The 24,816-nt window shown below is 59.5% G+C and carries 24 protein-coding genes and 1 other annotated feature; of the genes, 19 read left to right on the top strand and 5 right to left on the bottom strand.

Going from position 1 to position 24,816, the window contains the following annotated elements; all coding sequences use genetic code 11:
• Window positions 1-83 precede the first annotated feature (83 nt).
• The 3 genes from KJS47_RS24070 (at window position 84) to trmB (ending at window position 1,993) form a co-directional block, all read left to right on the top strand.
• Window positions 84-590, top strand: a complete 507-nt coding sequence (locus tag KJS47_RS24070; RefSeq protein ID WP_249716239.1) for a WGxxGxxG family protein — start codon at window positions 84-86, stop codon at window positions 588-590.
• Between the two features lie 260 nt (window positions 591-850).
• On the top strand, window positions 851-1,054 hold the full coding sequence (locus KJS47_RS10515) for a hypothetical protein (RefSeq protein WP_213524830.1): 204 nt from the start codon (window positions 851-853) through the stop codon (window positions 1,052-1,054).
• A gap of 168 nt (window positions 1,055-1,222) precedes the next feature.
• Window positions 1,223-1,993 carry a tRNA (guanosine(46)-N7)-methyltransferase TrmB gene (trmB, locus tag KJS47_RS10510; protein WP_213524829.1) on the top strand — a complete coding sequence of 257 codons (771 nt, stop codon included), beginning with the start codon at window positions 1,223-1,225 and terminating at the stop codon, window positions 1,991-1,993.
• Here trmB and KJS47_RS10505 read toward each other — a convergent pair.
• On the bottom strand, window positions 1,964-2,494 hold the full coding sequence (locus tag KJS47_RS10505; protein WP_213524828.1) for a phosphatase PAP2 family protein: 531 nt from the start codon (window positions 2,492-2,494) through the stop codon (window positions 1,964-1,966). The two genes, trmB and KJS47_RS10505, sit on opposite strands and share 30 nt — an antisense overlap.
• A gap of 569 nt (window positions 2,495-3,063) precedes the next feature.
• Here KJS47_RS10505 and KJS47_RS10500 point away from each other — a divergent pair.
• From KJS47_RS10500 to KJS47_RS10460, 9 genes are all read left to right on the top strand, one after another.
• On the top strand, window positions 3,064-4,299 hold the full coding sequence (locus KJS47_RS10500) for a glycosyltransferase family 2 protein (protein WP_213524827.1): 1,236 nt from the start codon (window positions 3,064-3,066) through the stop codon (window positions 4,297-4,299).
• Between the two features lie 60 nt (window positions 4,300-4,359).
• Window positions 4,360-4,491 (top strand) — a sequence feature (ribosomal protein L20 leader region).
• 28 nt (window positions 4,492-4,519) lie between these two features.
• Entirely contained in the window at window positions 4,520-5,029 is a 510-nt protein-coding gene (gene infC, locus KJS47_RS10495; RefSeq protein WP_249716285.1) for a translation initiation factor IF-3, read from the top strand.
• A gap of 25 nt (window positions 5,030-5,054) precedes the next feature.
• Window positions 5,055-5,255, top strand: a complete 201-nt coding sequence (rpmI, locus tag KJS47_RS10490) for a 50S ribosomal protein L35 (protein ID WP_213524826.1) — start codon at window positions 5,055-5,057, stop codon at window positions 5,253-5,255.
• A 36-nt stretch (window positions 5,256-5,291) separates the two neighbouring features.
• The gene (gene rplT / locus KJS47_RS10485; RefSeq protein ID WP_213524825.1) at window positions 5,292-5,651 is read left to right on the top strand and encodes a 50S ribosomal protein L20; all 360 of its coding nucleotides are present in this window, start codon (window positions 5,292-5,294) and stop codon (window positions 5,649-5,651) included.
• 630 nt (window positions 5,652-6,281) lie between these two features.
• Window positions 6,282-8,024: a biosynthetic-type acetolactate synthase large subunit gene (gene ilvB / locus KJS47_RS10480; RefSeq protein WP_213524824.1), complete on the top strand. Its 1,743-nt coding sequence runs from the start codon at window positions 6,282-6,284 to the stop codon at window positions 8,022-8,024.
• A 2-nt stretch (window positions 8,025-8,026) separates the two neighbouring features.
• On the top strand, window positions 8,027-8,512 hold the full coding sequence (gene ilvN / locus KJS47_RS10475; RefSeq protein ID WP_213525067.1) for an acetolactate synthase small subunit: 486 nt from the start codon (window positions 8,027-8,029) through the stop codon (window positions 8,510-8,512).
• 196 nt (window positions 8,513-8,708) lie between these two features.
• Window positions 8,709-9,701 (top strand): ketol-acid reductoisomerase, encoded by a 993-nt coding sequence (gene ilvC / locus KJS47_RS10470; protein WP_213524823.1) that lies wholly within the window; start codon window positions 8,709-8,711, stop codon window positions 9,699-9,701.
• A 151-nt stretch (window positions 9,702-9,852) separates the two neighbouring features.
• Window positions 9,853-11,400: a 2-isopropylmalate synthase gene (locus KJS47_RS10465; protein WP_213524822.1), complete on the top strand. Its 1,548-nt coding sequence runs from the start codon at window positions 9,853-9,855 to the stop codon at window positions 11,398-11,400.
• 269 nt (window positions 11,401-11,669) lie between these two features.
• Window positions 11,670-13,418 carry an ABC transporter ATP-binding protein gene (locus tag KJS47_RS10460; protein WP_213524821.1) on the top strand — a complete coding sequence of 583 codons (1,749 nt, stop codon included), beginning with the start codon at window positions 11,670-11,672 and terminating at the stop codon, window positions 13,416-13,418.
• A gap of 325 nt (window positions 13,419-13,743) precedes the next feature.
• On the opposite strand, the gene KJS47_RS10455 is transcribed toward KJS47_RS10460, so the two are convergent.
• A complete protein-coding gene (locus tag KJS47_RS10455; protein ID WP_213524820.1) occupies window positions 13,744-14,943 on the bottom strand; it encodes an aminotransferase-like domain-containing protein in 1,200 nt (399 codons plus the stop codon).
• A gap of 211 nt (window positions 14,944-15,154) precedes the next feature.
• Between KJS47_RS10455 and leuB the strand changes: the two genes are divergently transcribed.
• The 3 genes from leuB (at window position 15,155) to gcvH (ending at window position 17,813) form a co-directional block, all read left to right on the top strand.
• Entirely contained in the window at window positions 15,155-16,234 is a 1,080-nt protein-coding gene (leuB, locus tag KJS47_RS10450; RefSeq protein WP_213524819.1) for a 3-isopropylmalate dehydrogenase, read from the top strand.
• A gap of 401 nt (window positions 16,235-16,635) precedes the next feature.
• The gene (locus KJS47_RS10445; RefSeq protein ID WP_213524818.1) at window positions 16,636-17,184 is read left to right on the top strand and encodes a peroxiredoxin; all 549 of its coding nucleotides are present in this window, start codon (window positions 16,636-16,638) and stop codon (window positions 17,182-17,184) included.
• A 230-nt stretch (window positions 17,185-17,414) separates the two neighbouring features.
• Window positions 17,415-17,813 (top strand): glycine cleavage system protein GcvH, encoded by a 399-nt coding sequence (gene gcvH / locus KJS47_RS10440; RefSeq protein ID WP_213524817.1) that lies wholly within the window; start codon window positions 17,415-17,417, stop codon window positions 17,811-17,813.
• Between the two features lie 283 nt (window positions 17,814-18,096).
• On the opposite strand, the gene KJS47_RS10435 is transcribed toward gcvH, so the two are convergent.
• On the bottom strand, window positions 18,097-18,354 hold the full coding sequence (locus KJS47_RS10435) for a DUF2164 domain-containing protein (RefSeq protein WP_213524816.1): 258 nt from the start codon (window positions 18,352-18,354) through the stop codon (window positions 18,097-18,099).
• Window positions 18,355-18,542: 188 nt separating this feature from the next.
• Here KJS47_RS10435 and KJS47_RS10430 point away from each other — a divergent pair, with 188 nt between their 5' ends.
• The 3 genes from KJS47_RS10430 (at window position 18,543) to KJS47_RS10420 (ending at window position 21,729) form a co-directional block, all read left to right on the top strand.
• Window positions 18,543-18,971, top strand: coding sequence for a hypothetical protein (locus tag KJS47_RS10430; RefSeq protein WP_213524815.1), 429 nt, complete (start codon window positions 18,543-18,545; stop codon window positions 18,969-18,971).
• A gap of 446 nt (window positions 18,972-19,417) precedes the next feature.
• The gene (sigI, locus tag KJS47_RS10425; RefSeq protein WP_213524814.1) at window positions 19,418-20,221 is read left to right on the top strand and encodes an RNA polymerase sigma factor SigI; all 804 of its coding nucleotides are present in this window, start codon (window positions 19,418-19,420) and stop codon (window positions 20,219-20,221) included.
• Window positions 20,218-21,729 carry an anti-sigma factor domain-containing protein gene (locus KJS47_RS10420; protein ID WP_213524813.1) on the top strand — a complete coding sequence of 504 codons (1,512 nt, stop codon included), beginning with the start codon at window positions 20,218-20,220 and terminating at the stop codon, window positions 21,727-21,729. Before sigI ends, KJS47_RS10420 begins: the two co-directional genes overlap by 4 nt.
• A 254-nt stretch (window positions 21,730-21,983) precedes the next feature.
• Here the strand turns inward: KJS47_RS10420 and KJS47_RS10415 are convergent, their stop codons facing one another.
• Window positions 21,984-22,553 carry a hypothetical protein gene (locus KJS47_RS10415; RefSeq protein ID WP_213524812.1) on the bottom strand — a complete coding sequence of 190 codons (570 nt, stop codon included), beginning with the start codon at window positions 22,551-22,553 and terminating at the stop codon, window positions 21,984-21,986.
• A 174-nt stretch (window positions 22,554-22,727) separates the two neighbouring features.
• On the opposite strand from KJS47_RS10415, the gene KJS47_RS10410 reads away from it, so the two are divergent.
• Window positions 22,728-23,651: a Gfo/Idh/MocA family protein gene (locus KJS47_RS10410; RefSeq protein ID WP_213524811.1), complete on the top strand. Its 924-nt coding sequence runs from the start codon at window positions 22,728-22,730 to the stop codon at window positions 23,649-23,651.
• Window positions 23,652-23,819: 168 nt separating this feature from the next.
• On the opposite strand, the gene KJS47_RS10405 is transcribed toward KJS47_RS10410, so the two are convergent.
• On the bottom strand, window positions 23,820-24,803 hold the full coding sequence (locus KJS47_RS10405) for an electron transfer flavoprotein subunit alpha/FixB family protein (RefSeq protein WP_213524810.1): 984 nt from the start codon (window positions 24,801-24,803) through the stop codon (window positions 23,820-23,822).
• Window positions 24,804-24,816 lie beyond the last annotated feature (13 nt).

Raw genomic sequence — 24,816 nt, 5'->3', positions numbered from 1 at the left:
AACCCCCAGCATAAGGCCGCGGCCCTCGGCGGAAACTAACGATGCTTACCAAACCTTAATCCAAGAAAGTAGGGGAGTAGTTGATGAAAACCGTTCGTTATGCGGCCGCTGCCGTGGCTCTTGCCGTTACGGTCGGCGGCGCCGCGGTTCCGTCCGCGCAAGCCGCGGTTCCAAGCCAGTCGTATCTGGTCGGGACGACCGGAACGACAGCAACCGGCACGGGCACCGGCATGATGCAGGACCGGACCACGGTACCCAACAATGTAGGCGGCCACGTCGCCCCGCTCGGCACAACGGTGCCGGGGGCCACTACCGCTCCAGGCGCTACCATGACGCCTGGCACTACTACCGTGCCCGGCACTACTACCGTGCCCGGGGCTACCGTATCGCCTAGAGGGACTACCAACACGACGGGCATTTACGGCAACACCCGCAACAGAACCGACGGTAATTACAACATGAACACGTACCGGACGAACGCAGCTACGCGGGACGGCAACCGGATGGATTGGGGCTGGCTCGGTCTGCTCGGTCTGCTCGGCCTGTTCGGCATGCGGAACCAGAACCGGACCGAGGATCCGACCCGCTAAGCGGGAGCGCACCAAACAGACTCCCCGCACAAGCGGGGAGTTTTGTCGTCTATCCTGCCGTTTGGCGTCAGCCCCCCCGCGGGTAAAAAAAGAGAGGGACCCAGCGTCTGCCGTCCTCTGTTCTATTGCACTAACCTTACATCATATGTTAAATTAAAAGAGAGCAGCCGCAACGCTTTTTGCTACTCCCATACGACTGGATTCGGCCCGGCAGCCCGCAGGGAAGCTGTACCAACCATTAAGTCAAAGAGGTGAGCAGGATGAGCAATCAGGTGTTTGTACCGAAAGGGGAAGAGACGGTCACCGTGGAGCTGACCGTGAAGGAGCTGCTGGCGCTTAGCGGCGCCAAATTCACGAACGACAAACGGCTGGTCCCGGAAGTGCGCCGCAAATTGCGGGATCGGCTCGACCGCGAGCTGATGGAACGGAGAGACGACCGGGAGCCGAGCGGCTGGAACTATTAAAGACGAAATGGAGCACACCGCCCCGGAGGGCGCAGGTGCTCTTTTTTTTTGGTGCTGCCCGGCTCGGGATTTCCTTTTGATTTTTCGCCGGTTCTGGTCTATTCTTTGGTAGGTGCAGGCGGAGCAGGGCTCGCCTAAGCAAACCTTTGCTGGAGGGAACGAATACATATGCGCCTGAGAGGAAAAAAAGGAATTCGTGAAACATTGGAGCAGCAGCCCGATCTGGTCGTGCTGCAGCCTTCCGACTGGAAGGGGAGATGGGCAGAGTTTTTCGGCAACGATCGTCCGATTCATGTCGAGCTCGGAATGGGCAAGGGCAAATTCATTAGCGAACTCAGCGCGGCCAACCCGCATATAAATTATATTGGCGTTGATATGTACGATGAGCTGCTGCGCAAGGCAAGCGGCAAGGTAGCCCAGGCGCATGGTGCGGCAGGCTCCGAACAGGAGGGGGCGGCTTCGGAAGGAAGCCCGGGCAAACGCAATATCGTGCTCGCGCTCATGAACATCGAGCGGCTGGAGGAAGCGTTCGCGGAGAACGAGCTGGAGCGGATCTACCTCAATTTCAGCGATCCGTGGCCGAAGACCAAGCATCACCGCCGCCGGCTGACGCATCCCGATTTTGTCCGCCGGTATTTGAAGGTGCTGAACGACCGGGGGCAGGTTCACTTCAAGACCGATTCCCGCATCCTGTTCGAGTTCTCGCTCAATTCGTTCGCGGATATGGGGCTTCGCATGCGCAATATCTCGCTGGATCTGCACGCGGACGGCCTGCGGGACGATCTTGTGCCGACGGAGTACGAGCTCAAATTCCATGAGCAGGGGATGCCGATCTACCGGTGCGAGGTCGTAATCGGCAAGGACGCGCTGAAGGAGCACGAAGAGGCCCTCGCCGGTGGCGGAGCCTCCTCAAGCCGGCCAAAGCAGGCTGACCGCTAAGGCGGCCAGCGTCCCGAGGGAAGCGCCGGCGAGCGTATCGGACGGATAGTGTAAGCCTAGATAGATGCGGGATAGCGCGACTGCTGCGGCGGCAAGCAGGAACAGCGGCGCATAGCCGGGCAGATGCAGGCTGAAGGTAACCGCAATCGCAAAAACGGCCGTCGAGTGGCCGGACGGGAAGGACGGGTCGATAAGCGGCCTGCGCCCGGTCACAACCTCCGGAAGCGCCTGATGAGGACGCAGCCGGGGGTATCGTTTTTTTAGCACGGCGACGGGCACATGACTGGCAGCCAGCGCCGTGAGGCTCTTCAGTCCGATGCCGCGCCACGGCTCCGGCGCCAGCAGGGCAAGCCCGAGCGTGAGCACGATCGTGAAGACGGCGCCGCCGAGATGGGTTACCAGGGTCAAGAGCAGATGCAGAGCGGGGACGCGCAGGCGCGTGTTCACCCAGCGGAAGCCCCGCCGGTCCCGCTCCAGCAGCCAATTGGTCCAATTCGCCATGGAACCCCTCCTTTCTGCTGCTTAAGAATACCTTACCCTAGAACTGTTATCGGAGTATCAAAAAGAAAGACAGCTCGCCTTCCCGGGCCGACGTCGCCTGCTTGATTCACTTCCAGACATTGGGTGTAAAGATAAACTGCAGGAACCACACCGGACCGCCAGACCTATTTTTCGGGTGAAAGGTTTCCCGCACGAATTGGGCATACTGGTAAGAAAACACTGCCTTTTCCGGGAAAGGAAGGGATTTCCCAAGGGAGAACAGGAAGAAAGAACTGGTCAGGCGCCGGACTATGGTCGCACTGCGGGAGAACCGAGCCCGAACGTCCCGGGACTCTTAAGGATTTGTTAAGGTTTGGGACGTTGTTTCGCGTATCCCGCTTGATTATAATGATAATCGTTGCATGCCTTGACAGAGTCGGATTCCGGTTTCCGATGCAAACTAGAGACAGCCGAAAAGGCGCTTTGCGGAGGAAGGCCGGAGACTAGAGAAACACGGCCAAAGGTAGAATCAACATTTCCCGGTCATAGACAAAGAGAGAACGGGGAAACCAAAAGGGGGATTCACAATCATGCTGGACACGATCTTCTTTACCGCTCAGATCGTTCTGTTCTCGATTGGAGCGTATCAGCTTGTGATGGCATTTTTCGGCTGGTTCAGGCGCAAGAACAAGAAGCAGCATGCACCGCAAAAGTCGTTTGCCGTCCTGGTAGCCGCTCATAACGAAGAGCAGGTCATCGGGGCCTTGCTGGAGAATTTGAAAAAGCTTGATTATCCAAAAGAACTGTACGACGTTATGGTCATCTGCGACAACTGTACCGACGGTACCGCTGACATCGTCCGTTCGCACGGGGTGTATGCGTTCGAGCGCCATAACCCGTCCCTGCGGGGCAAGGGCTACGCGATCGAATGGATGCTCAAGGAGCTTTGGAAGCTGCCAAAGCATTACGACGGCGTCGTCATGCTGGATGCCGACAACCTCGTCAATCCGGATTACCTGACGCATATGAACAACGATTTATGCAACGGGTCCAAGGTCATCCAGGCTTACCTGGATACGAAAAACCCGAACGATTCGTGGATTACTTCCGCTTACGCGGTTACGTATTGGTACTGCAACCGGCTGTGGCAGCTGCCGCGGTATAACCTGAAGCTCGCCAACTACCTCGGCGGGACGGGCATGTGCTTCGACAACCAGCTCCTGAAGGAAATGGGATGGGGCGCTACGAGCCTTGTCGAGGACCTGGAATTCACGATGCGCTGCGTGCAGCGCGGCGTCTATCCGACGTTTAACTACGAAGCCAAGGTATACGACGAGAAGCCGCTGACGTTCAAAGCGTCCGCCAAGCAGCGTCTGAGATGGATGCAGGGGCACTTCGACGTGGCCCGCCGGTATTTCTTCCCGCTGCTGTGGCAGGGCATCAAGGAAGCCAAATGGGCGAAGATCGATACCGCCGTGTACGCCTTCAACGTGTACAACGTGCTGATCAGCTCCATCGTCACCTGCATCGTCTGGGTCGACAACCTGATGCCGGGCGAGCCGCATTTCCGTTCGCTGTTCAATATGGCACCTGCATTGTTCGGCGCCGTCGCGCTCCTGACGTTCCTGTTGTTCCCGCTCGCCCTTCTGATCGAGAAAGCACCGGCTCGCGTATGGGCTTCGCTCATCACGTTCCCCGTCTATCTCGTCTCCTGGTGGCCGATCACCGTCTATGCGTTCTTTACCCAGAACAACAAGACATGGAGCCACACCGAGCATACCCGGGTTATCCGTCTCGAGGAAGTGCAGAGCAAGCAGGCAAGCTGAACGTGATTCCTTGCTTGACATGAACTCAGGCTGGATGATATAGTATGTGAGTACGTCATAGGAAACAAGTAGAAGCGCCTGCTTCTCACCTAGCCGACCGGTTGTTGGCGGGTTATCGATACGGCTGAGATCTAATGATGATTTCGTTCTTTCGAGATGCGGGCGCCCGAGCGCCCGCATCTTTTAGTTTTTTGCTTAATTTCTTACGGAGGTGAACATTATTACTAAAGACCATTTAGTCAACGACGAGATTCGCGCAAGAGAAGTTCGTTTGATCGGAGCGGACGGGGAACAGCTGGGGATTACGCCATTCCGCGAAGCGATGCAGATTGCCGTCGACGCGAATCTTGACCTGGTCAATGTCGCTCCCACCGCCAAACCGCCTGTCTGCCGCATCATGGACTACGGCAAGTACCGCTACGAGATGCAGAAGAAAGAAAAAGAAGCGCGTAAGAATCAGAAGGTCGTCGACTTGAAGGAAGTGCGGTTCAGCGCCACTATCGACGAGCACGATTTTCAGACGAAGCTGCGTAACGTCGTCAAGTTCCTGAACGAGGGAGACAAGGTGAAGTGCTCCGTTCGGTTCAGAGGACGGGAGATTACGCACGCGTCGATCGGGCAGAAAGTGCTGGAGCGCGTCGCCACCGAATGCGAAGCGATTTGCAACGTGGAGCGCCGGCCCAAGCTCGAAGGCCGCAGCATGATCATGATTCTGACGCCGAAATCTTAAGACTTTTTGAGGAGGATCTTTTCCCATGCCAAAAATGAAAACGCACCGCGGCGCAGCCAAGCGCTTTTCCAAAACCGGAACCGGTAAGATCAAAAGAAACCATGCGTACAAGCGTCACATCCTGGAAAGCAAGTCCCCGGGACGTAAGCGTGGTCTGCGCAAAGCTGCTCTGGTAGCTTCCGGAGACGTGAAACGCATCAAGAGCCTGCTGGTATACGTAAAATAATTGGCTTTGCGCCCACATTTTTAGGAGGTAGAAACTATGGCAAGAGTTAAAGGCGGTTTCGTAACCCGTCGTCGTCATAAAAAAGTACTTAAGCTCGCAAGAGGTTACTTCGGTTCCAAACACAGACTGTTCAAAACTGCTAACCAGCAGGTTATGAAATCCCTGCTGTACGCATACCGCGACCGTCGCCGCAAGAAGCGGGACTTCCGTCGCCTGTGGGTAACCCGTATCAACGCGGCTGCCCGCCTGAACGGACTGTCTTACAGCAAGCTGATGCACGGCCTCAAGCTGGCCGGCGTGGACGTAAACCGCAAGATCCTCGCAGATCTGGCTGTTTCCGACTCCAAAGCATTCTCCGATCTGGCGAATGCCGCTAAGCAAAAAATCAACGCCTAACAACCGCCTGCCGGCCGGGAATATCCCCGGCCGGTTTTTTTATGTTCAAGAGGGGGCCCGGCTGCCTTCCGCAATCGACGAGCCAGGAGGCAGGCGGGCGAAAAAGGATTATTGGGGGAGCGTATAAGCCTATAGGTTAATTCTATAGCGGAGAACGCTTTTAATGTATTGACGAATGAACGGGCAATCCCTATAATAAGCTTTAATCAGTCGGAGCAACATAGACAATGAGACAGATGAATCCCAAGAACAGCAAGGAAGAGGACGAAGTAATAAGGGCCCTTAAGCGCCAGAGAGCGTTAGGATTAGCTGAAACCTACGCCTTAATCCCTTATCAACGAGCTCACCTCGGAGCTGTTTTCCTGAACAGCGTCGCAGCAAGCCGCGGCGGTCAGTAGGGAGAAACGGAGAGGCACACGTTACCGTGCCGATGGTTTCCGGCCAGAATTTTGGTCTGATACCCGTTGAGGCTGTGGGCTGTGAAGCGCATGGCAAACTTGGGTGGTACCACGGAAGAGCAATCCCCTTTCGTCCCGCAAATGTCTAGCAATAGGCATGCGGGAGGGAAGGGGTTTTTTATTTCAATCGCCGCCGCCAACTGATGTGTAGATCCGGAAGGAGGGTCCAAGGATGAGTATTCAAAATCCGACCAAAGTGTTGAAAGAAGAGCTGAGAGAAAAACTGCTGAGACCGGACGTTATCTCCGGTTCGGAGAGCCTGCTTCGCTGCCTGCTTCTCGAAGGAGTGGAGTGCGTGTTCGGGTACCCGGGCGGAGCGGTGCTGTACATCTATGACGCGATGCACGGCAATCCGGATTTCCATCATCTGCTGACCCGCCACGAGCAGGGCGCAATCCACGCGGCGGACGGCTATGCGAGGTCGACCGGCAAGGTCGGCGTCTGCATCGCGACCTCCGGGCCGGGAGCGACGAACCTCGTCACCGGCATCGCGACCGCCTATATGGATTCGGTGCCGCTGGTAGTCATTACCGGCAACGTCGCGACGGCGGCGATCGGCACGGACGCGTTCCAGGAGGCAGATATCGTCGGCATCACGATGCCGATCACCAAGCAGAGCTATCTGGTGCGCAAGGCGGAGGATCTGCCTCGCATCATTCACGAAGCGTTCCATATCGCGAACACGGGCCGCAAGGGGCCGGTTCTGATCGATATTCCGAAGGACGTTTCGGCGCAGATGGCCGTCTTCCAGGCACCGGGACCGGTTGCAATCCGGGGCTACAATCCGACGGTCGAGCCGAACAAACTGCAGGTCGACAAGATGCTGCGGGCGATTGAAGAATCGGAGCGGCCGGTCATTCTAGCCGGCGGCGGCGTCGTCTACTCCGACGCATCGGAGGAACTGATCGAGTTCGTGAACAAGACGAACATCCCGATCACCACGACCCTCCTCGGTCTCGGGGGCTTCCCTAGCGGACATCCCCTCTGGATGGGGATGCCGGGGATGCACGGCACGTACACGGCGAACAAGGCGATCCAGAATGCGGACCTGCTTATCTCCATCGGCGCCCGCTTCGACGATCGGGTGACGATGAAGCTGGACGGCTTCGCGCCCAAGGCCAAGATCGTGCACATTGACATCGATCCGGCCGAGATCGGCAAGAACGTCAAGACGGACATTCCGGTCGTCGGCAGCGTCAAGGAAGTGCTAAAGCAAGCCAATCCGAAAGCCAAGCGGGCCCAATCGGACGAATGGGTCGAGCACATCCAGCAGATGAAGGAGGCCCACCCGCTCCGGTACAAGGACAGCGAGACCGCCCTCAAGCCGCAGTACGTGGTGGAGCTGATCAACGACACGACCAAGGGCGAGGCGATCGTCACGACCGACGTCGGGCAGCATCAGATGTGGGTGGCTCAGTATTACAAGTTCAAGAATCCCCGCTCGTGGGTTACCTCCGGCGGCCTCGGCACGATGGGCTTCGGCTTCCCGTCCGCCATCGGCGCCCAGATGGGCAACCCGGATAAGCTGGTCGTCTCGATCAACGGCGACGGGGGCATGCAGATGTGCTCCCAGGAGCTCGCGATCTGCGCTATCAACAACATCCCGGTCAAGATCGTAGTCATCAACAACCAGGTGCTCGGCATGGTCCGGCAATGGCAGGAGATCATCTACGACAACCGGTACAGCCACATCGACCTGGCGGGCAGCCCGGACTTCGTCAAGCTGGCCGAGGCGTACGGCGTCAAAGGGCTTCGCGCGGCGAACAAGGCCGAGGCGCAGGCTGCATGGCAGGAAGCGCTGAATACGCCGGGGCCGGTGCTGGTGGAGTTCGTAGTCGAGAAGTATGAGAATGTGTACCCGATGGTTACACAGGGGAACACGATCGACGAGATGATAATGGGGGATTCGGAATGAACATGACGAAGCATACCATCTCCGTTCTGGTAAACAATCAACCGGGTGTGCTGCAGCGGGTGGCCGGCTTGTTCGGCCGCCGCGGCTTCAACATCGACAGCATCACGGTCGGAGAGTCGGAGGAGCAGGGACTCTCCCGGATGGTCATCGTCACGACAGGCGACGAGAATACGCTCGAGCAGGTGCAGAAGCAGCTATACAAGATCATTGACGTCATCAAGGTTGTGGACCTGAGCTCCAACCCGATGGTCGCCCGCGAGCTGGCGTTGATCAAGGTCAATGCCGAGCCCGCCATGCGGCCGGAGATTCTGGGCGTCGTCGATACGTTCCGCGCCGCTGTCGTTGACATCGGGCCGCACAGCCTGATCGTGCAGGCGGTGGGGTCGTCCGATAAAATCGACGCCATCACCGAGCTGCTCAAGCCTTACGGCATCCGTGAGCTGACGCGGACCGGCGTCACCGCCATGATCCGCGGCTCGCAGAAGTAAGACGGCCTTCCTCTGGCCGGCAGACACCGAGGAAGGGGCGGCGCCCCTTTCCCATACCAACATACAAGGCAAGCGCCCAAGCTGGGCAAGCCCCTCTATAAGCGGGGGTTTTAGCGGGCCGCAGAGGCAATGTCATAAAGAACGACCCGTTAAAACACCCGCTTATAGGGGCATATCAAAGGAGGCAATTATACTTATGGCAGTGAAAATGTACTATGACCAAGATGCAAACCTCGGCGTTCTTCAAGGCAAGACCATTGCGGTAATCGGCTACGGCAGCCAAGGCCATTCCCAAGCGCAAAACCTGCGCGACAGCGGCTTGAACGTCATCATCGGCCTTCGCCCCGGCAAGTCCTGGGAAACCGCCAAGAACGACGGCTTTGAAGTATACGAAGTAGACGAAGCAACCCGCCGCGCCGACCTCGTGCAGCTGCTGATCAACGACGAGCTGCAGGCGAAGGTTTACAAAGAGCAAATTCAGCCGAACCTGAAAAAGGGCGCAGCCCTCATGTTCTCCCACGGCTTCAACATCAACTTCGGCCAGATCGTGCCGGACAAGGATACCGACGTCCTCATGATCGCTCCGAAATCCCCTGGCCACCTCGTGCGCCGCACGTATGTGGAAGGCTTCGGCGTTCCGGCTCTGATCGCTGTTGAGCAGGACGCAACAGGCCAAGCGCACGAAATCGGCCTTGCGTACGCCAAGGGCATCGGCTGCACCCGTGCAGGCGTAATCGAAACAACGTTCCGCGAAGAGACCGAAACCGACCTGTTTGGCGAGCAAGCCGTTCTGTGCGGCGGCGTAAGCGCCCTCGTCAAGGCAGGCTTCGAGACGCTAACCGAAGCCGGCTACCAGCCGGAAGTCGCTTACTTCGAGTGTCTCCACGAGCTGAAGCTGATCGTTGACCTGATGTACGAAGGCGGCCTGGCCCGCATGCGCTACTCGATCAGCGACACGGCTGAGTACGGCGACTATGTAACCGGCCCCCGCATCGTAACCGAAGAGACGAAGAAAGAAATGAAGAAAGTGCTCGAGGAGATCCAAACTGGCGTCTTCGCCCGCAACTTCATCGTCGAGAACCAATCGAACCGCGCGTTCTTCACCGCTACCCGCCGCAAGGAGAACGAGCATCAGATCGAGAAGGTCGGCTCCCAGCTGCGCGAAATGATGGCCTGGATCAAGAAGTAAGACAACCGGACAGCCGCATATACATGGAGGCAGCAGCAGCGTGCCTCAGACAGGGGAATGTGCCCCGGCGGACTCTAAGGCCCGCCTACGGGCAGATTCCCCTGTCCTTCGGCGGCAGCGCCGAATCAAGTTTACAGGAGGTGATGGGGAAATGAGAAAGATCTATATCTTCGATACGACACTCAGGGATGGCGAGCAATCGCCGGGCGTCAATCTGAATACCCAGGAAAAGGTGGAGATCGCCCAACAGCTCGAGAAGCTGGCGGTAGACCGGATTGAGGCCGGGTTCCCGGCGGCATCGCCCGGCGACCTGGCCGCTGTCAACGCAGTAGCCAAGGCTGTACGGAATGCCACCGTCATCGGTCTCGCGCGTTCGCGTCATCAGGATATTGACGCGGCCCGGGAGGCGCTGAAGGATGCGCAGGACCCGTGTCTTCATCTATTTCTCGCCACTTCCCCTATCCACCGCCAGCACAAACTGCGCATGGACAAACAGCAAGTGCTCGAAACCGCGGAAGCGGCGATCAAATATGCGCGGAAGTACTTCCCGAAAGTTGAATTCTCGCCGGAGGACGCCGGCCGGACCGAGCTCGATTTCTTGTGCGAGGTAACGGAGATGGCGATTCGGGCGGGTGCGACCGTCGTCAATATTCCCGATACTGTCGGCTACATGACGCCGCTGGAGTTCGGCAACATCTTCAAGACGCTTCGGGAGAACGTTCCGGGCATCGAGAAGATTCAGCTGAGCGCCCACTGCCACGACGATCTTGGACTCGCGACCGCCAACGCGCTGGCCGCCATTATGAACGGCGCGGACCAGATCGAAGGAACGATCAACGGAATCGGCGAACGGGCCGGCAACACGTCGCTCGAAGAGGTGGCGCTCGCGCTTGAGACGCGGCAACACCTGTTCCAGGCGAAGACCGGACTTGTGTTGACCGAGATCGCGCGCACGAGCCGGCTGGTCAGCAGGCTGACCGGCATGGTCGTACCTGGCAACAAGGCGATCGTCGGGGCGAATGCTTTTGCACACGAATCGGGCATTCACCAGGACGGCATGCTGAAGGAAAAGTCGACCTACGAGATCATCTCCCCGGAGACGATCGGTCTCAAGGAGAGCAAGCTGGTGCTCGGCAAGCACTCCGGCCGCCACGCATTCCGCGAGAAGCTGATCGATCTCGGTTACGAGCTGAGCGAGGAGCAGGTCAACCTCGCGTTCGCCAAGTTCAAGGAGCTGGCGGACAAGAAGAAGGACGTCTCGGACGAGGACATCCGCGCGCTGATCGAGGAGAAGCTCGTCGCGATTCCCGAGGCGTTCACACTCGAGACGATCCAGGTATCGTACGGCAACCAGTCCGTACCGACCGCCACCGTCCGTCTCCAGTCGCTTGAGGGAACGCTCCATGAGGAGGCCGCTCTCGGCAACGGATCCGTCGACGCGATTTATAACGCAATCGACAAGGCGACCGGCGAGAAGGTCGAGCTCGACGATTACTCGATCAAGTCGGTCACCCACGGCAAGGACGCGCTCGGCGAAGTGCACGTCGTCCTGCTGCAGGATGGCATCTCGGTGTCAGGCCGTGGCGTCAGCACGGACATTCTGGAGGCCAGCGCGCGCGCTTACGTCGATGCCGTCAACCGGCTGATCGACAAGCGCAAGTCGGGCGCCGGCCGCCGGGACAACGTCTCGCTCATCTGATTGTTTGCCGCGAGGCGGTGCCGGCGGCACCAGCCTGCCGGCACGAAGCACCTCTTTCCCATCCGGGAAAGGGGTGCTTTTTTGTGCGCTGCCCGCCGGCCAGGACAGGAGAAAACGACTGCAAAGAAAGCATTCCGTTGGAGGCGCCGGCAGCCCGTGCTACCATGAAGAAAAGTCGCCGGGAGGGATACCCATGAAAGCAATCACCACTGGATCGGTTAGAACCCCTGTCAAGTTCAAACAATACGATTCCTTGTGGAGGGACCCGGATGACGACGGTACGACGATTTCTTGCGTATTACCGCCCCTATAAAAAAGGATTATTGGCCGATCTGTTCTTTGCGACGCTCGCCTCGGCGGTTGTTCTAGCCTATCCGCTGCTGGTTCGGGAGATGACCGCGAGCGCGATCGGCGAGGAAGGGATCGCTGCGGGCTGGCTGCTTCAGTTGACCGGCCTATTCTTGCTGCTCATGCTTGTAGAGTATGCCAGCGGTTATTATACAGACTATTACGGCCATGCGCTTGGCGCCCGGATGGAGGCGGACATGCGCCGCGACCTGTTCCGGCATGTGCAGCGGCTTTCGTTCTCCTATCACGACCGGACGAGGACCGGACAGCTGATGTCCCGCGCCACCCATGATTTGTTCAACATTTCGGAGCTCGCCCACCACGGGCCGGAGGATCTCGTCATCTCCGCGATCCGGATTGTCGGTTCCGTCTTGATCCTATGGAGCATCAACGGGTGGCTGGCGCTCGTCATTGTGCTTGTTCTGCCGTTTCTGTTTGGATTCGCCTACCGCTACAGCGTGCGGGTGAAGGAAGTGCTGAAGGTGAACAACGAGCGGATCGGAGACCTCAATGCGCAGCTCGAGGATAGTCTGGCCGGCATCCGCTCGGTCCAAGCATACGCCAACGAGGAACTGGAAACGGCCAAGTTTGACGTCAGCAACCGATTCTTTCTGGAGAGCAGGAAGAGGGGCTACCGGGCGGAAGCGCTGTTTTTCAACGGCCTGACGTCGTTCCTGTCCTTCCTGACTCTTGCGGTGGTCGGGACAGGAGCCGTCCTTATCAGTTACGACCGTCTGCTCCTCGCAGAGCTGATTCCGTTCTTGCTGTACATGAGCGCGATCACCGACCCGGTCAAACGGCTGGTTAACTTCACCCAAAACCTGCAAAACGGAGCCGCCGGATTCGAACGGTTTCTGGACATTCTGGATACAAAGCCGGATATAGCCGATGAGAAGGATGCGGCCCCGTTGAACCGGGTCCGAGGCAAGGTGGAATTCCGGAACGTCGGGTTCCGCTATTCCGGCGACCGCCAGGAGGTATTCCGGAATCTGAATCTGACCGTTCAGCCTGGTGAATATGTCGCGCTCGTCGGCGCGTCCGGCGTCGGCAAATCGACGCTCGTTCATCTGCTACCCCGCTTTTATGAGCCGGTGGAAGGAGAGATCCGGCTGGACGGAACGAACATCCGGTGCGCGACGCTGGCCTCGCTGCGCCGCCAGATCGGGCTGGTGCAGCAGGAGGTTTACTTGTTCGCCGGCTCGATCCGCGACAATATCGCTTACGGCAAGCCGGACGCCACAGACGAGGAAATTACGGCCGCGGCCAAGCAGGCCGATGCGCATGACTTTATCATGAGCCTGCCGGGAGGCTACGGCGCCTCTGTCGGGCAGAGGGGAAGCCGGCTGTCGGGGGGACAGAAGCAGCGGATCGGGATCGCCCGGGCGTTTTTGAAGGATCCGGCGGTTCTACTCTTCGATGAGGCGACCTCGGCGCTGGACAATGAGAGCGAGCGAGCGGTGCAGGGGAGCCTCGAGCGGCTGGCGCGGAACCGCACAACGATCGTCATCGCCCATCGGCTGTCTACCGTCCGCCGCGCGGACCGGATTGTGGTGTTGACCGAGCAGGGAATCGCCGAGGAAGGCACGCACGACGAGCTGCTGCGTCTGGGCGGCCGCTATGCGCAGCTCTACCGGCTTCAGGTGGACAGCGGAAAGGAAGTTGGGGGTTGAGCGGCAATAGGGCGGGCGGAAGAAGCGGCCGCGTCCCATGACGCTGAGGGAGCAGCCGAAGCGGGGAATGCCCCCAAAACGTTAAACAGCTCCCCGTTCTGCCGGACTGGCAGAACGGGGAGCTGTTTCTCTTGTGAGAGTGAAATAAGTCGGGCAGGTTGGATCCCCGCCGATCAAGGCTTCGACTAGAGTGGGCATCGGCTTAAGAACGCCGCTCCCTGGCAAAGCCGCGACGGGCTGGGCGTGGCGAGCAGCAGACCTTCACGGCGGATTTCGTCCAGGCAGGGAAGAGGCGAAAGGCTGGCATCCCTTCGCGCCTCCAAAGCTAGACGGCGCTTGCCAGGCAGGCCTTCATCGCCCGCTCGAGCCGCTCCATGCCGAGCTTCATCTCTTCCGGATTGCTGTGCGTGAAGTTCATCCGGATCGTGTTATACTGCGGGTTATCCGCGAAGAACGTAGAGCCGGGAACGAAAGCGACTCCTTCCTCGACTGCTTTGACCATCAGCGTCTCGGCCTTCAGCCCCTCGGGCAGCTGCAGCCACAGGAACATGCCGCCCTTGGGCTCGTTCCACTTGAGGCCTGGCACGTCGAGCTCGCCGAGCAGCTTGGTCATCAGGCGCATCCGGTCCTCGTAATGACGGCGGATGAGCCGGATATGCGCGTCGAGATCGAATGAGACCAGCAATTGGTAGAGCGTCTGCTGGTCGAGCGTGCTGGAGTGCAGGTCGGCCGCCTGCTTGGCCTGCGCCATCATGCGGATGACGGCCGGGTCGCCGATGGCCCAGCCGGTCCGGAGAGCAGGAGCGACCGTCTTCGAGAACGTGCTTGTGTAGACAACGGGAGAGCCTTGTGCGGAACCGCGAAGCGAGAAGATGGACGGGTAAGTTTCCTCCGAGCCGTACTGGAGCTCGCCGTACGGGTCGTCCTCGAGCAGGAGAATGTCGTTCTCCGTGCAGAGGTTTAGGATGCCTTCGCGCCGATCCAGACTCCAGACGAAGCCGGTCGGATTGGAGAACGTCGGCACGGCGTATAGCATCTTCGGCTTGTACTCCGCGATCTTGCGTGCCGTATCCTCGAGATCGGGGCCGTTCTCGTCCCCGGCCACCGAGACGACCTTGGCGCCGCGCGCTTGGAATACCTGAAGAGCCGCTAGATAGGTAGGCTGCTGAACAAGGATGACGTCGCCCGGATCGATATAGACGCGGGTCAACAGGTCGATTACCTGCTGGGAGCCGGTCGTCAGGATCATCTCATTGGCCGTTACGTTCATCCCTTTGGCGGCCATGCGTTCGGCCAGCGCTTCGCGCAGAGGCGTATAACCTTCGGTCAGGCCGTATTGCAGGGCGCCTTTGCCTTGGTCGAAGGCCGCGGCGGCGGCATTCTTGACGGCTTCAATCGGGAACAGCTCCTCCGCGGGCAGGCCGCCTGCGAACGAAATGATCGAACGTCCCTGGGTCAGCTTGAGAATGTCGCGAACGGCGCTGGACTGAAACAGCTTCATCGATTCGGAAAAACGATATTCCATGTTACGGCCACCTTTGCATTCATTTTCTTCTCATTGTACGCCTCGGCACGGGGTGCTGTCCAAGAGTTGATGCCGATAGCGTTATAGGTATGTCCTATTGCGATGATAGATTTTATATCTTTCCCAAACCGACAGGGGGTATGTTACAACTAGGGAATAAGATTACGAGTCTGGATGCTGTATAGCATTGCCCAAAAAAGGAGAGAAACCCATGGCAGAAGTGAAGCATATTGCGGTCATCGCCGGCGACGGCATCGGACCGGAGGTGGTAGCCGAGGCGGAGAAGGTGCTCAAGAAAACGGAGGAAGTGTTCGGCTATTCGTTCACGACCGAGCACGGCCTGTTCGGGGGCATCGCGATCGACGAGAAGGGGACGCCGCTTCCGCAGGAAACGCTGGAGATGTGCCAGAAAGCGGACGCCGTGCTTCTCGGAGCGGTGGGCGGCCCGAAGTGGGACAGCAATCCCAAGGAGCTGCGTCCGGAGACCGGTCTGCTCGGCATCCGCAAGGCGCTCGGTCTGTTCTCGAACATTCGTCCGGCTGTTATCTTCGACTGCCTGAAGGACGCTTCGACGCTCAAGCCGGAGGTGCTCGATGGCACCGACCTGATCGTCGTTCGCGAATTGACCGGGGGCATCTACTTCGGCGAGAAGCTTCGCCGGCAGGGCGAGCATGGTGAAGAGGCAGTCGATACGTGCGTCTATAATGTAAGCGAGGTTGAGCGGATAGCCCGCCAGGCGTTCGAGATCGCCAGAACGCGCCGCAAGAAGCTGGCGTCGGTCGACAAGGCGAACGTCCTCGAGACGTCCCGGCTGTGGCGCGAGACGGTCATCCGGGTCGCCGCCGATTATCCGGACGTGGAGCTCGAGCACGTGCTGGTCGACAACTGCGCGATGCAGCTGCTGCGCCGTCCGTCGAGCTTCGACGTCATCGTCACCGAGAACATGTTCGGCGACATTCTGAGCGACGAAGCGGCGATGCTCACCGGCTCGATCGGCATGCTGTCGTCGGCTTCGCTCGGCGAAGGAAGCTTCGGCCTTTATGAGCCGGTCCACGGCTCCGCGCCGGACATCGCCGGCCAAGGCATCGCGAACCCAATCGCCACGATTCTGTCCGTGGCGCTTATGTTCCGCCTGACCTTCGGCTACCATGACGCTGCCGAGGCGATCGAGCGTGCGGTCAAGGAAGTGCTGGATGCGGGACACCGGACGGGCGACATCGCCGTCGACAAATCGAAGGCGATCGGAACAACAGAGATGGGCGATCTCATCATCGCCGCCATTCGCAAGTAGCCAATCCGGGCAATTCGTCTTGGCCGGCCAGTGCCGGCCGGGGAAGGGAAGCAGGCGGGACGGCGCAGGGGGAAGCGCCGCCGGTTCGGGGGAACAGGTCGCCGCGCCGCTGGGGAGCGGCACGGGACCTGGCGGACCGGCCCGCCAGAGGAAAGAACGAGACAAAGCGGCTTTTCGGGAATAACCGAAGGCCGCTTTTTGCATCCGCCGAAGTGGGCAATACTAGGGATGATAAGGAGATATCCGCTTATTTAGAATAATTATAAATAAATAACGGTTATCACTTGACAATAAGTTGGGCGAATGATAAATTTTTAATTGTACTGTTATTGAGAATGATTCTCGGAAGCGGCTGTACGCCCGAATCATTCCTGTCACTATCATTAAGGAGGAATTTTGCAATGGCAGAACGCTTGGTTGGTAAAGAAGCACCGTTCTTCTCGATGGAAACTGTAAGCGGCGACGGCAAGGAATTCGGTTCCGTCTCGCTGTCCGATTACAAAGGAAAGTGGCTGGTGTTCTTCTTCTACCCGCTCGACTTCACCTTCGTATGCCCGACTGAAATTACCGCATTGAGCGACGCATACTCGGAATTCCAAAACCTCGACACCGAAGTACTCGGCGTCAGCGTGGACAGCATCCACTCGCACCGCGCTTGGATCAACACGTCCAAGGAGCAAAACGGCCTTGGCCAGCTGAACTTCCCGCTCGCTTCCGACATCACCAAGAAAGTCGCTAGCGACTACGGCGTCCTGATCGAAGAGGAAGGCGTCGCTCTGCGCGGCCTGTTCATCATCGATCCGGAAGGCGTTGTGAAGTACCAAGTGGTTAACCACAACGACGTAGGCCGCAGCGTGGAAGAGACACTGCGCGTGCTGCAGGCGCTTCAGTCCGGCGGCCTGTGCCCGATGAACTGGAAGCCTGGGGACAAGCACCTGGTAGCAGGCTAAACAGCCGTTGTCAGGCAGCTCCACCCGGCCAGGCTGGGGAGCTTCACCGCTCTCCTGCCGACCGACAAGCCCTCCGGGCCGCTCTTGCGGCCGGGAGGGTTTTTCTGTAGAATCGGGAAAGAAGAAGGGCCAGGCGCTCGAAGTGGACGGGCTGCCCGTGCCCGTCCGCACCCGCCCTACAGCGGGAGGCCCCGGGTAGGGGCCGAGTAGAAGCGACAGGAGGAGAACCGATGGAAGCACCGGCACAATTGAAATACAGCGAAGAACACATCTGGGTTCGCTTGGAGGGCAAGCAGGCCGTGATCGGCATGACGGATTTTGCCCAGGAGGAGCTGGGCGACATTGTCTTCGTCGAGCTGCCCCCGCAAGGGGAAGCGCTGAAGAAGGGCGAGCCGTTCGGCAGCGTCGAGTCCATCAAGTCGGTGACGGAGCTCTACGCTCCCGTCTCCGGACGCGTGACGCGCACGAACCCGGGCCTGAAGGACATGCCGGGCAAGCTGAACCTCGAGCCGTACGGCGAGTGGCTGGCGGTCATCGAGATAACCGATCCGTCCGAGCTGGACGCGCTCTGGGACGCGGACCGGTATGCCGCTGCTTTCGGAGACGCGGAAGAGCAGCCGGAGGAGTAGGGGCTGGCCGTCTGCCGCAGCAGCCAAACAAAAGGAGCGCCGCTTATCGCGGCGCTCCTTTTGTTTGTGCGCAGGGCGGCACGCCGGCTCGCGCCGCTCGCAGCGGGCAAACGGCCGTGGCCCCTCCCGGCGTGTCCCCGCCGCATCAGCCTCGGCGCTGGCTTCTTCCTGGCTCCCGGCGCCCCCCGCGCATGGGGGTGCTTCTGCCGGACCTCAGCCCGCTGCGCACTGGCACGCTCCACCCCGGCTCCCGGGCTCAGCCCGCCCCGAAGGCCGGCCGCCGCTACGAACGCTTTTGCAGGGAAGGACGCTTCTCCAGCGCGTACAGCTCGTCCTCGAGCGATGCCGTCTTCTCCATCACCGCAGCCCGCGCGTCCGCGAGCGCTTGGTTGTAGGCGAACGGGCCTACCGTGCGCAGCATAAACAGGAGCACCGTCTCGGCGGCCAGCTCGCCGATCGTCTCCCCGCGTTCCTCCTCGAAGAAGCGGTGGATCTCCTCCAGCATGAGTCGCTTTTCTTCCAGCGGCAGCTTATTGTACATAAGTATCGTTTCCTCTCTTATGGGCAGGCGCCCAAGTATTCCCCGCTTTTTGTCCATAGCGGAATCCGTTGACCTCATGTACACTATAGGTTAGGATCCAGTCGGCCGCAAGGCAGGATTGGTCTGCCGGCCGACCCGCACGAATAGGAGTAGAAGAAGCACCTGCATAGGGGATAGGAGGGGTGGCGATGAGTTTTTGCTGCGGAGCCAGCATGATCGGAACCAAAGGAACGTTGAAGCATATCCGGACCCATATCCACAACGTGCCCATCTTGTTTTGTCCGGTCTGCCATCGCGTGGAGGTTCATCATCTGGTCGAGAACGAGTATGAGATTCTGGCCGAGTATGCGCATGCGGACGGAGCGTCGGACGTCGATTTCCAGGATTATGTCGACGGCCTGGCGGAGAACGAGCTGTTCGAGAACTGCGTCAACGACGAGAGCGAGGATCCGCTCGACGTAGTGCGCAGTCAGATCGATATGGCACTTGACCTTCTGATGGTCGCAAGTAAGCTGGAGGATGAGGATTGGACGGCGCAGCTCAAGAAGCGACTGCAGATGTTGAGCCAGCGCCAGACGCGCCTGCTGCAAAAGAATAAAGTCCGGAGGGCGGGGTAACCGTCCGTCGGCTTTCGATAAGGAAGTAGCAAAAAAGCGTCGCCCCTAGAGGCGGCGCTTTTTTTGCTGCTCGGCGGGCCTTTCGAAGGAGCGACTATGGCCCGAAGACCCGGCAAGGAGGAAGGAGACGAAGCCGTCCTGCCGGAATTAGGCCAGCACTTCGCTTTCGAAGGCCGGCTAACGAACCGGAGCGGCAGGGGCTGTGCTGGCTGCACTACCGCGCCATCCGGCAAGTTATGGTATAATCATAGCGAATTGCCTTTTTTATTCTACGTAATTCTACAAATTCTATCATGATTCCGCACGCTCGTGGCGTTGCAGCTTACATAGAGACAGAGGTTGGTCCCTAATAGGGACAGGCCCTGCAAATTTGCCTGTGCCATCGTCTGCATAACCCCCCCAAGCCGGTGGGGGAGAACGAAATTTATGAGTGTGGGGTGGATTATTTGCTTTTGGTATTGCTCAAAAGATTTCTTGGCCGCAATACGTCGCACCGCTCCAAAGATGTTTCTCTTCCGCCCGAAGAGGCGGTAGCTCGAATCCAGGCAGGCGACACGCGGCTTCGCAACGAATTCATCGCCGATTACCAGCCGTTCGTGGCCAAGGTAACGAGCCGCTTTTGCAAAAAATATATCGATCCGTCGCGGGACGACGAGTTCAGCGTAGGGCTGGCCGCCTTCAATGAGGCAATCACCCAGTTCTCCCCGACGGCGGGCAAATCGTTCCTCGGCTTCGCCGAGACGGTTATCCGCCGCCGGTTGATCGATCATGTCCGAAAGGAGATGAAGTTCACTCGCCATATCCCGTACAGCTCCTTCGATGTGGAGGACGACGAGGACAATATGATCAATCCGGTGGAGATCCACCAGGCGATCGAGGAATATGAGAAGGAACAGGGCGTTCAGGAGCGAAGCGCAGAAATTATGGAGCTCAACGAGTCGTTAAGACAGTTCGATATCCAGTTTTCGGATCTGGTCGACGCTTCTCCCAAGCATGCCGATTCCCGGCAGATGCTTCTGGCTATCGGCCGGCAGCTGTCGGAGGATCAGGAGCTGATGCGGCTGCTCATAACCAAGAAGATGCTGCCGATTAAGGAATTGCTTCTCCAGGTTGAAATATCCCGCAAGACGTTAGAAAGGAACCGCAAATATTTAATTGCGATCGCCCTTATCCACAGCGGGCCTTACCCTCACCTGAAAGAGTATCTGCTTCCGGCAACCCGTAAGTTGGAAAGGTGTGAAGAAGAATGAGTAGAGGATTGGTTGTGGAGGTCAAGACCCGAACGCTCGTCGTGTTAACGCCGGACGGCAGATTCGAGCGGATCCCTAGAAGGGGACGCAGCTGCGGAATCGGAGAAGAGATCGGCTACATGCCCCGGTCTTCCCGCCGTCTCCGGTTCGCCTCGATCCCGCTCCTCTCCTCGACGGCGGCTTCAGTCGCCATCCTGCTGGTGCTTATGATAGGTCTGTCGGGACTATTCGGCGGCAGCAGCGTCGAGGCGTACGTGTCCATCGACATGAACCCGAGCGTCGAGCTGGGCATCGATGCCAAGGAAAGGGTACGCGAGCTGAAGGGTCTGAACCAGGAAGGCAGCCATCTGATAGAGGGCTTGTCCTTTGTGGGCAGGCCGCTGTCCGAGGTGACCGAGGAACTATTGATGAGAGCGGAATCCGGAGGATACCGGGAAGGCGAGGCGGATATCGTCGTCGCCATCACGCTGGTCAACAGCACGACCGATCTTGACGACTGGCTGCTGAGTACGAATGTGAAGGACGTTATCACGAGCCATATCCAGAAGACGGCTCCAGCCCAGTCCGAAACCTATCATGTAACGGCATTCGCGGTTCCGGAGGAAGTGCGCCAGGCTGCGCAGGCGGAAGGTCTGTCGACCGGCAAATATTCCGTCTATTTAAGCGCCAAAGGAAGCGGAATGCCCATCGACCTTCAGCAGATGAAGGAGCAGTCCATTCATTCGCTGCTCGAGAAGAGCGGAGGCGCCGGCAGCCTGATTGCGCCCGACAAGCAGACGAAGGAAGCGATCAAGGACCTGTTGAAGGCGGAGAAGAACGGCCAGCTCGGCAAGCCGTCCGCCGGCAAGCCTGCATCGGGGCAGTCGGCGGGCTCCGGAGGCAAGGGGAACGGGGAATCCTCGTCTCGTCCGGCTCTCAGTCCGGCCAAGGATAACCAGCAGACCGGTTACGGGCAGAAGGACCGGGATGAGGATGACGACGAGAAGGATAAGAAGAACAAGAAGGAAGAAAAGAAGAACGACAAGAAGGACGACAAGAAGGACAGCAAAGCTAAAGACGAGAATGCCGGCAATGCCTCCAAGGGCGGGGGACACAAAGAGGACGACGATGACCAGGACGAGGACGAGGGACGGCAGGCGTACGGCGACCGGTTCGGCATCTCGTCCGCTTCGTACTTTCTGACAAGGCCCCCTGGGGTCGGCATGGCTATTCAGCAGGCCGAGAACTGGAGGGAAGCCGAAAAAAAGCGGGAAGCAGCAAGAAAGGCAGATGAGGAACGACAGAAAAAGGAACAGAAAGAGAAGGAAGAACGGGAGAAGGCGGAGAAAAAGGCCGATAAGGACTCCAAGGGGAACGGATCGTCTGCGATCAAGCCGCCAGCCGGCAATCCGCAGTCGGGCAAGCCGTCCACGGGTTCCGGGGACAAGCAGAACGAGGCCAAGTACCAGGAGAAGGACAAAGCCAAACCCGGTCAGGACAAATCCGGGAAAGGGCGGGAGGACGATTAGCGGTTCTCCCGCACAGCGTTCTCTTCCCCGGCGTACGGAGGAGGACGTCATGCCGCTGTCGCTGGCGGAGCCGTGCCAAACCCGCTGGGCCGGACCGCCGCTGTTCGCATCGGCGAGCGGTAGCGGCACAGCGGGCGGGCAGGGCCTGGCAGAGACGCCGGGACGAAGGATCGCTGAGAAAATCGGCACAGCAAGAAGCGGACCGGCACGAGCCGGTCCGCTTTGCTTGCTCCAGGCGCGGGGTCTAGCCCCGGCTAGGCCGGGACGTTAGGATCCGAAGCTGGCGGAGCTTCCTTCCTCGGGATGTCAGTCAAGTAAGCTTGCAGATCCTCCCACTGGAGGATCAGACGATCGACCTCCTCGAGCGAGTAAGCGAGTCCCGCTGCGCGCTCGGTCAGCTGGGACGCCCGGATTCCGATCCATTGGCGTTTCCGCTTATGCGGGACGAGATCGTAATTCATGACGGGGACGGCTTTGCCTTCGGTCTTGGCAAGCTCAGCGTTCTCCGTCGGCAGCTTGTCGATCGGCACATACAGCACGCGGCTGTCCCACCGGATCGTGCCCGGTTTGAACTGAATGATGACCAGCTTCTTATCGGGAAATCCGCTCTCGTTCTCGATCTGGAAGACGTGCAGCCTGTCCCCCAGCCTGGCGGGCTTCAGCCACTGATTGGAGCGAATATCGGGAAAGACGGGGACCAAGAGGAGAGGGACCACGCTCGCCGCATACAGCAGGTAGGCGTCTTGCTCTACAATGGCGGCGGCAATCAGAGCCATAAAGAATAGAATGCCAGCCGCGAATAACCAAGGTTTTGCTTTTCTCACCGGATCGGTTCCCCCATAGTTGATAAGTTGATAGACGGAGCGTATAGCTACAGAAAATAGGCCATTAGTAACAATATACCATATCCGTTTGCAGCTTTGTACAGCATCAACCGAGGAACGGCAGGCAAAATTTTTATCCGGAAACGCGCAACGAAAAGGAGAAACGATCCTATTATGACCATACGAATCGGGATAATCGGGCTCGGCAGCATTGCCGAGAAAGCCTACCTGCCGCTGCTTGCCGCCCATCCGGGTGTCGAAATTGCCGGCATCATGAGCCGGCGGAAGGAAACAGTGGAGCGGATCGGCCGCCAGTACCGGATCGGGCACCGCTACACCCAGCTGTCCAGTCTGCTGCGCAGAGGCCTTGACGCCGTCTTCGTCCATACCCCGACCGAGACGCACGGGGAGATTGTGAAGGAATGTCTGCGGCACGGCGTGCATGTCTACGTCGACAAGCCGCTTTCTCTGGAGATCAAGGAGTCGCTGCAGATGACCGAGATGGCGGACAAGCGGGGCAAGCTGCTCGCGGTCGGCTTCAACCGGCGGTTCGCTCCCCTTTATGTCGAGGCCAAAGCTTGGCTGGAGGAAGCGGGGGGCTTCGATCAGTGCATCGCGCAGAAGCACCGGACACGCACACAGCATTCCCCCGCGCGGGAGACGCTGTACGACGACCTCATCCATATGCTCGATCTGCTGCTCTGGCTCGGCTGCGGCAGCCACGGGCTGAGCGGGTACTTCCAAAAGGACGACGAGCTGGGACGCCTGCTGCAGGCGTCGGGGAGCCTGTCGTGGGGGGGATCTACCGGCTACTTCAGCATGAACCGGCAGGCGGGAGGCGACCTGGAGCGGCTCGAGCTGCACGGCGGCGGCCGTTCGGCGGAGGTCGTCAATCTCGAGAGCGGCGTGTTCCGCGACCGGACGGGCGGGGAGACGAACCGCCGGTTCGGCAGCTGGGAGACGGTGCTCGAGCGCAGAGGCTTCGCGGGAGCGGTGGAGCATTTCCTCGCCTGCCTGGAGCGGCCGGAGGCGTGCCAGATCCGGGCGGAGCAGACGCTGCCGACCCACTTCCTGCTGGAGAAGCTGGTGCGGGGCTAGCCGCAGGGGGAAGGCCGGTCGGACTCCCGGAAGCCGACAAGCGGGGAAGGACGGGGAGAACGCTGCGCGGCCCTTCTTGCGGGGACAGCCTCAGCCACAAAAGCAGCCGCTCCAACATGATCAACATGTGGAGCGGCTGCTTCGATTTTATAAGCGGCCATCGGCCTCTTAAGCCAGAGCCTTGCGGAACTCCTGCGTGAGCAGAGGCACGACCTCGAACAGGTCCCCGACGATCCCATAATCGGCCACCTTGAAGATCGGGGCCTCCGGGTCCTTGTTGATCGCGATGATGATTCGGGACTGGCTCATGCCCGCCAGATGCTGGATCGCCCCGCTGATGCCGCAGGCGATATAGATCTCGGGCGTGACGACCTTGCCGGTCTGCCCGATCTGCAGCGCATAGTCGCAGTAGCCCGCGTCGCAGGCGCCCCGCGAGGCGCCGACCGCGCCGTTCAGCACGCCCGCCAGCTCCTCCAGCGGCCGGAAGCCGTCGGCACTCTTCACGCCCCGGCCGCCGGAGACGATGATCTTCGCCTCCGTCAGGTCGACCTTGCCGGACGTCTTGCGGACGACGTCGCGGACGACTGTCCGCAGATTGGCCGGCGGCGTGTAAGTCGCGCGCTCCACCTGGGCGTCTCCGCCGCCCGCCGGCACGGCCGCCGGAAAGTTATTCGGCCGCACGGTGACCACCCAGGGCGTATCCGTGCCGGCGAATGTTTTCTTCTCGAACGCCTTGCCGGCGTAGAGAGGGCGGGTGAAGACGGCTTGGTCGCCCGATGCTTCGACCGCTATGACGTCGGACAGCTGGCCCGCCTCGAGCCGGGCGGCGAGCACGGGCGCGAGATCGCGGCCCATCGCGGTGTGGCCGAGGAAGACGGCATCCGGGTTGACGGTGGAGAGAAGCGGGACGAGCGCAGCCGCATACGCTTCCGGATTGTATGCCTCCAGACTGTCGTCCTCGAGAACGTGAATCTTCTCCACCGGGTAAGCCTTCAGCTCCTCGATCAGGGCGTCCAGCCCGCTGCCCAACAGCACCGCCTCGAGCCGGGCTCCGCCGGAGGAGGCGAGAGAGGCGGCCTGCATCGCCTCCGGCGTGACCTGACGCAGCTTGCCGTCCCGGTGCTCCGCTACGATAAGATAGAGTTTGCTCATATCCGTATCCTCC

It is taken from the genome of Paenibacillus sp. J31TS4 (assembly GCF_018403265.1).
In the GTDB taxonomy this organism is placed as follows: Bacteria; Bacillota; Bacilli; order Paenibacillales; family NBRC-103111; genus J31TS4.
Note: the sequence above shows the minus strand (reverse complement) of the source record. Positions and strands in the feature narration are given on the sequence as shown.